General features: G+C 35.4%; 6 protein-coding genes. 4 read left to right on the top strand and 2 right to left on the bottom strand.

Going from position 1 to position 7,859, the window contains the following annotated elements; genetic code table 11:
- Positions 1-292 (bottom strand): PTS sugar transporter subunit IIC (locus AC1DJR_RS11835; RefSeq protein WP_477002677.1); only part of this gene is annotated, 292 nt, incomplete at its 3' end.
- Positions 293-526: 234 nt separating this feature from the next.
- On the opposite strand from AC1DJR_RS11835, the gene AC1DJR_RS11840 reads away from it, so the two are divergent.
- A complete protein-coding gene (locus AC1DJR_RS11840) occupies positions 527-889 on the top strand; it encodes a YxeA family protein (RefSeq protein ID WP_002130097.1) in 363 nt (120 codons plus the stop codon).
- Between the two features lie 25 nt (positions 890-914).
- Here the strand turns inward: AC1DJR_RS11840 and AC1DJR_RS11845 are convergent, their stop codons facing one another.
- On the bottom strand, positions 915-1,955 hold the full coding sequence (locus AC1DJR_RS11845; RefSeq protein WP_429687391.1) for a S66 family peptidase: 1,041 nt from the start codon (positions 1,953-1,955) through the stop codon (positions 915-917).
- Between the two features lie 148 nt (positions 1,956-2,103).
- On the opposite strand from AC1DJR_RS11845, the gene AC1DJR_RS11850 reads away from it, so the two are divergent.
- From AC1DJR_RS11850 to AC1DJR_RS11860, 3 genes are all read left to right on the top strand, one after another.
- The gene (locus tag AC1DJR_RS11850; RefSeq protein ID WP_002089794.1) at positions 2,104-2,541 is read left to right on the top strand and encodes a YwiB family protein; all 438 of its coding nucleotides are present in this window, start codon (positions 2,104-2,106) and stop codon (positions 2,539-2,541) included.
- Positions 2,541-4,211: an arginine--tRNA ligase gene (argS, locus tag AC1DJR_RS11855; RefSeq protein ID WP_002143903.1), complete on the top strand. Its 1,671-nt coding sequence runs from the start codon at positions 2,541-2,543 to the stop codon at positions 4,209-4,211. The genes AC1DJR_RS11850 and argS overlap by 1 nt, the downstream gene beginning before the upstream one ends.
- Positions 4,212-5,784: 1,573 nt before the next feature.
- Positions 5,785-7,859, top strand: a 2,075-nt coding sequence (locus tag AC1DJR_RS11860; RefSeq protein ID WP_477002678.1) for a Cna B-type domain-containing protein, incomplete at its 3' end; no start/stop codon positions are given.

Consider the following 7,859-nt stretch of genomic DNA (forward strand, 5'->3'; position numbering starts at 1 on the left):
TAGCTATACCGATTAAAACAGCGTATACGGGTGAAACACCGATTGCTAATGCGACTAAAATTGCCGCTGCGACACCGCTCATACTACCAGAAGCTTCTCCTACTGATTGTAAAAAGTCATTATGAAACATTTCTCCACCAATATAACGGTGAAATGCTTCAATAAGAAAACTTGCGATTGCTGCATTAGCTAAAGCGCCCATTGCTTTCATTCCGTAAGGCGCACGGTAACTGAAAAGTGTAAATAGACAAAGTACAACAAGTAATAGTGCTAAACCTTGCAAGATAGCCATTTGAAAACTGTCTCCTTTGATTTTTGTAATAAAAATTTGTATCATTCAATAATAATATAAAAGTTTGTTAAACGGAAAAATTTTTTATTGGGAAATCGCTGTAAGGTGAAAAACTCTTACAATAATGTAAGGAAAGTGTAAGGCATTTCGATAGAGTATAGTATGCCTTTTTTCGTATAATACAGGTATAGACATACGGCTAGTGAGAAAGCAGTGCAAACAGGAGGCGCATTTATGAAATTGGTAATTAAAGTTTTAGCTGTGTTCGCCATTATTTTAGGTGGAACAGCATATTATTTAAACACGAAAACAGAAGGTGTGCATGCTTTTGTAGACAACTTCTTTTCAAATAAAGAAATACAAGATTATTATGCTGTTATAGATAAAAGTGAGAAAAAAGACGATGAATATTTGTATACATTTAAAGGGTATACAGAAGATGGAAAGCTACAAGTTATTAAAAGAATGGTGAACCGTGAATTGCATACGGGTGCTTTTATAAAAATTTATGCAAAAGGTATGCAGGGAAAAGGATGGGCTGAAATCTCAAAAGAATCAATCCCGCAAAAAGCGTTGCAAAAAATAGAAAAACCATAAAAGGAGCGAATCGTTCGCTCCTTTTTTAGTGCGTTAAAATGGTGATAGCTGAACTTTCTTTATTAGAAATGATTTTTGCCCTTCCGCCAATTGGGAAAGTAAAAATAGGAGTTGTATGTCCGAAACTTGTATTTGCAATGATAGGTATATGTGTAAGTTCAGGCTTTGAAGCAATCATTTCTTGAATGTCTTCTATCGTACATTCTGCTCCTTTTTGCATTCGTCCTATAACAATGCCTTTTACATGTTCAAAGTCRGGTTGATGCATAAGAGAATGTAAATATCGATCAAAAGTTTTTAGGGTAGATTTTCCTGTTAAACTATCCTCTTCAAGAAATAAAATTTTGCCCTGTAAGCTTGGCATATATGGTGTACCTTGCAGTAAATTAAATGTGCTCATATTGCCACCAATAATATCTCCCATCGCTTCCCCTTCTTGAATTGAAACATATCCTTCATTTTTAATAAATTCTCGATTTTCTTGATCCATATACCAAGAGTCATCGCTCCAAGTTTCAGCTGGTAGTATTTCAATAGGTTCATGAGAAGTTAAGCACTTTAAAAAGTAATCGGTCGTATAATCGAGCCCTTTCTCCATTCCAAATGAAGAGAAGTGAGGACCTGAATATGTAACTAAGCCTGTTTTAGCATAAATCGCGTTACTTAAAGCGGTAATATCAGAATAACCGCAGAAAATTTTCGGATTTTCTCGAATTAAATCATAATCGAGATGTTTCAATAAACCGTTAGAGTTGTATCCGCCAAGTGTCGTCAAAATGGCCTTTACATTAGGATCTCTAAATGCTTCGTGGAGGTCTTGAACTCGTGAAGAAATAGAAGAGGAAGCGAATCGATCTATCTCATCAGTATATTTTGAGAATGTAACTTGAAAGCCTATGTCGGTTAATCTTTTTATAGCAAGGTCTCTGTTTTCATTTGAGACAATACTTAAACTACAAGATGGTGAAATAACCCTTATTTCATCACCTTTTTTTAATTTTGTTGGTAGCACCAAATTCACCCCTTTAAATGAAAGAATATTTAGATTTAAAAAATATTTTAACATATGAAATAAAGTGAAGGTGAATTATTTTTTGAAAAGGAGTTTTCCTGATTTTTCAGCAGACAGACAGAGTCTTTTTTTGATATGATAGGAAAAGTGATTTATTATAAGTAGTATTTAATATCTATAACATTTGAAGGGTGTGCAAGACGTGAAGAAACAACTTGCAGGCTTGCCGGTACACGTTCATTTCGTAACAGAAATCCGTGAAGGGGCGAGGAAGGAAACCGTTGCTTTTGAAGCAAATGGTCAATACTATGTAAAAGGTCAAGGTACATATATAACATTCCAAGAGCCGAACGAACAAGGCGAAGTGAAAACAATTATTAAAATTCAAGATGAACAAGTTCTCATTATGCGTTCAGGTGCTATTTCTATGCGTCAGACGCATGTGAAAGGTGAATGGACAACTGGTACGTATACGAGTGAACTTGGTACGTTTGCATTGCAAACGAAAACTGATAACGTTCTTTTTAAATGGTCGGATGAAAAGAAAAAAGGACAACTCTTCTTAACGTACGCATTGCTTCTAAGTGAACAAGAAGCTGGCAGATATACAATTACACTTAATTTGAAGGAGGCAAAATAATGAATTCTTTAGAACAAGTAAAAGGATTGATTAAAGAAGAAATTCAAGCTGCTGTATTAAAGGCAGAACTAGCGACAGAAGAACAAATTCCAAACGTTGTATTAGAATCTCCAAAAGATAAAACAAATGGTGACTTCTCTACAAATATGGCAATGCAACTTGCACGCGTTGCGAAAAAAGCACCTCGTATGATTGCAGAAGACTTAGTTGCAAACTTCGATAAAGCAAAAGCTTCTATTGAAAAAATTGAAATCGCTGGTCCTGGTTTCATTAACTTCTACATGGATAATAGCTACTTAACAGACTTAATCCCAACAATCGTCAACGCTGGTGAAGCATACGGTGAAACGAATACTGGTAAAGGTGAAAAAGTACAAATTGAGTTCGTATCTGCGAATCCAACAGGTGATCTTCACTTAGGACATGCACGTGGTGCGGCAGTAGGTGACACTTTATGTAACGTATTAGCAAAAGCAGGATATGATGTATCTCGTGAGTACTACATTAATGATGCTGGTAACCAAATTCATAACTTAGCTCTTTCTGTTGAAGCTCGTTACATGCAAGCTTTAGGTTTAGAGAAAGAAATGCCAGAAGACGGTTACCATGGTGCGGACATCATTGGAATCGGTAAACGCTTAGCTGAAGAGTTTGGCGATCGTTATGCAAAAGCTGATGCAGAAGAAAGCTATGAATTCTATCGTTCATACGGTTTAAAGTATGAGTTAGCAAAACTTCAAAAAGATTTAGCAAGCTTCCGTGTTAACTTCGATGTGTGGTTCTCAGAAACATCATTATACAAAAACGGAAAAATTGATCAGGCTCTTGCTGTATTAAAAGAGCGTGACGAAATCTTTGAAGAAGGCGGAGCAACTTGGTTCCGTTCAATGACTTACGGTGACGACAAAAACCGTGTATTAATTAAAAATGACGGTTCTTACACATACTTAACGCCAGATATCGCTTATCACCGTGATAAATTAGAGCGTGGTTTCGATAAGCTAATCAACATTTGGGGTGCTGACCACCACGGTTACATTCCTCGTATGAAGGCTGCTATTCAAGCACTAGGTTACGATAAAGAAACACTTGAAGTAGAAATCATCCAAATGGTACAACTGTACCAAAATGGTGAAAAAATGAARATGAGTAAGCGTACAGGTAAAGCAGTTACACTTCGTGAGCTTATGGAAGAAGTAGGCGTGGACGCAATGCGATACTTCTTCGCAATGCGTAGCGGTGATTCTCATTTAGACTTCGATATGGACTTAGCTGTATCAAAATCTAATGAAAACCCAGTATACTATGCACAATATGCACATGCTCGTGTATGCAGTATCCTTCGTCAAGGTGAAGAGTTAGGATTAGCTACAGGCGGAGACGTAAATTACAAACTTGTTACTTCTGAGAAAGAAGTAGAGTTACTGAAAAAACTTGGTGAATTCCCAGCTGTAGTTGCGGATGCAGCGCAAAAGCGTCTGCCACACCGCATTACAAGCTATGCATTTGAATTAGCTGCAGCATTACACAGCTTCTACAATGCAGAAAAAGTATTAAACCAAGATAACTTAGAATTAAGTAAAGCTCGTTACGAATTAATGAAAGCAGTACGCACGACACTTCAAAATGCATTAGCAATCGTAGGAGTATCTGCACCAGAAAAAATGTAATAGACAAAAGAAAAGATACTTATTTTTGTTTAGAAGTGATATACAAGTTGATATAAAGACATCTAATCAGTCTATACACTGATTAGATGTCAAAGAAAGAAGATCAACGAAAAGACGTATGGGGGAGAACCTCACGTACGTCTTGATGAGGGTAAACTGAAATAAAAAAGAGATGGCAGAGCTGTCTCTTTTTTTTATTTCAGTTTACTAATATAAATACATGTGACAAATATATGTTATGGTGATGAAGTGAAAATAGTAAAGTACCAATTAACTATTGATTTTTAGGAACGATTCTAGAATAATAGACTGTTGGGGGTAAAATTATCAAAAATCCATATATGTATTATTAGTTGGTGGGATGTTACTAGGAAATGGTGTGATTGTTGTAAAAAACATTGTTACAGCTATGCCAAATACTAAAATAACAATTCATCTAACCAAGTATCTAACCAATTAGTAATTAATCTTGAAAACTTCCAGCTTAGTCAAGAAACTAGGGGGATATGTTTAAAATAGTACATATAGTACAATTGAAGTTTTCATGATTTGATAAAAAATAATGAAAGGATATAAATCTCTCGGTTTTGATATTATCATCATATATAAGCTCATTTTAATTCTTCGACATAGCCATGGAACCCATTAGGCAAAGTGTTTTTTCTCGACACTCATTTATATACTCCAAAAATGAAAAGGCTGAATTTCGTATTTCTATGCGATTTACATGAAATCAGTTGACAATCATACTCTTTTTTAGTTACCCCCAAATTCGGTCCACTGTATTCAAATTTGGAGAATATGACTATCATCTTGCATAGGCAAACAATACTTCATCCAGAGCGTTTTTAATTATATAATGCTGGCGGTAGAACGCTTTTTGTTCTACTTGTTTCGGTGTGTAGGTTGGCTGTGTAATTAAACACCAAACGTTTTAACATATGGCCAATTTCACCTCAACTCATAATGGCAGAAAATGCATCTTCAATAACATTTTTTAGAATACGAGTATCCTAGCATGTTTCACAGTTCGAACTTTCCTCGGTTGATATGCTAATTTCGATTATAGATGGTACTTCTTGTTATTCTTTTGGAGGATAAGTATGGAAGTTGGCCAAATGCATATTCGCTGTGAAATAGCTGGTCTATATTTGCCCACACTACAATTTTTGGTGTTGTTGCGCAATCGTTTGCGGTAGATGTGAAGAAGTTTTGGAAACTTTACGGCATAATAAGACGAAAGACTTTCATGCGTTTTATCGTGAGTGCTTTTTGAATTGTCTTCTTCTGACTTTGAAGTTATTCTATGGTCCGTCCATGTGTATTTGCAATTTGAATTTCTTAATCTGTTTTTGTTAAACAATATAGGCCAGAAATAACATAGTTTAGACATGTCGGAGAAATGAGATGAATCTATATAAAAGTCAAACTTCAAGTTTCTAAGTAATAGAAGGGTTGAAAAAAGAGAAAAAGATGATAATAGCTTAATGACATTGAATAATAGAATCTTTGTCATAGTATGTTTGTACCAGGATCTATCTATTTTTAATTTTATAGGAGGACAACATAAAATATGTATTTAAAAAGAGTTACTTCGATTTTTTCGATTATAATGATTTTCATGTTTACTATAGGTCAGAGTCTTTTACCTATAGTAGCTAATGCGCAAGAGCTAAACACAGCAGGACTTGTGGATAGTTTTAAGATTGATAAAACAGATCTTTTTATCGGACAACAGACTAAAGTCACTGTAAACTTCAGTGAAAAAAATGGCCTTAAGCTGAAGTCTGGAGACACACTAACATTAAAACTGCCTCCAGAATTAAAAGGATTAGACACAGAGTTTCTATTAGATGACTATGGTACTTGTAAAGTCACTGCAGGTACTGTGGTATGTACGTTTAATGATAAAGTGAGTACACATCAAAATATTAAAGGGTATTTAAACTTTTTCGTGGAAGCTGCTAATGTAGGAACGGATGAAAAGAAAGAGATTGAAACCAGTTTCGGTACAAATGTAGATAAGCAGTCTGTAATAATTACCGGTCCAACAAGCGGTGGTGGTACAGATCCTGGAAAGGGTCCATTTTTTTATAAAACTGGTGATATGAGAGGTAAGCCAGGTGAGGTGCGTTGGTTCTTAAATATAAACTTAAATAAAGAAGAGTTAAGTCGTGATATTGTTGTGACTGATAATTTACAGGAAGGTCAAACACTTAATAAGGATAGTTTCTATATAAGTGTAGATGATTATCTAGGTCGTCGATCTTTAACGCTACAAGAGCTTGAAAAGCAAGGTTACGGAACGATTACCTTTACTGGAGACAGATCATTTAAAGTTGTACTTAATAAGGATAAAGCACGTCTTGCTGCCTTTACGATTGGTTATACATCCACTATAACGGAAGCTGGGAAGAAGCAAGAGTTTTTTAAGAATGATTATACGATTGACTACCAAGTTCTAAACAAAGAACCAGTTACTGAATCGGGTACTCATCCAGTCGAAAATATGACAGCTGGCGGTGGTGCTGAAGGTAACGTGACTCCAAGAGGAACGCTAAAAATTGTGAAGCATATTGAAGGGGATGAAGAAAAAGTAATCCCAAATGTTTCGTTTAAGTTGTATAAAGAGTCTGATGAACAAGTTGGAGATGTCTATAAAACAGATGAAAAAGGGATAATTGAAATTCCTAATTTACAACCAGGTAAATATTATGTGCAAGAAGTTTCAGCTCCAGACTATGTTGATTTCGACCCTCAAGCAAAAGTGGTTTTTGAAGTTAAATCAGATGCTGTAAATGGAGTTAAGTTGCCAATTCCAAATAAAGTGAAAACTACATCTATTGCGGGAACGAAGACGTGGAAAGGCGATAACGAGAAAGATCGTCCAAGTTCAATCAAAGTAGAATTACTACAAAATGAGAAAGTAGTGGACACGAAAGAAGTAACAGCGGCAGATGGTTGGAAATACAAATTTGACAACCTAACGGTCTATGATGTAAATGGAGTAGCGTACAAGTATGAAGTAAAGGAACAACCGATAGATGGATACACAACAGAAGTAAATGGTTATGACATTACAAATACAAAAATGGTACAAACAACAAAGGTAGAAGGAACAAAAACATGGAAAGGCGATAACGAGAAAGATCGTCCAAGTTCAATCAAAGTAGAATTACTACAAAATGAGAAAGTAGTAGACACGAAAGAAGTAACAGCGGCAGATGGTTGGAAATACAAATTTGACAACCTAGCAGTCTATGATGCAAATGGAGTAGCGTACAAGTATGAAGTGAAAGAACAACCGATAGATGGATATCAAACAGAAGTAAAAGGTTATGACATTACAAATACAAAAGTAGCACAAACAAAAGTAGAAGGAACAAAGACATGGAAAGACGATAACGCAACAGATCGTCCAAGTTCAATCAAAGTAGAATTACTACAAAATGAGAAAGTAGTGGACACGAAAGAAGTAACAGCGGTAGATGGTTGGAAATACAAATTTGACAACCTAGCAGTCTATGATGCAAATGGAGTAGCGTACAAGTATGAAGTAAAAGAACAAGCAGTAGACGGATATCAAACAGAAGTAAAAGGTTATGACATTACAAATACAAAAGTAGGTCAAACAAAAGTAGAAGGAAC

The sequence above is a fragment of the Bacillus sp. 05T31 genome, assembly GCF_056396725.1.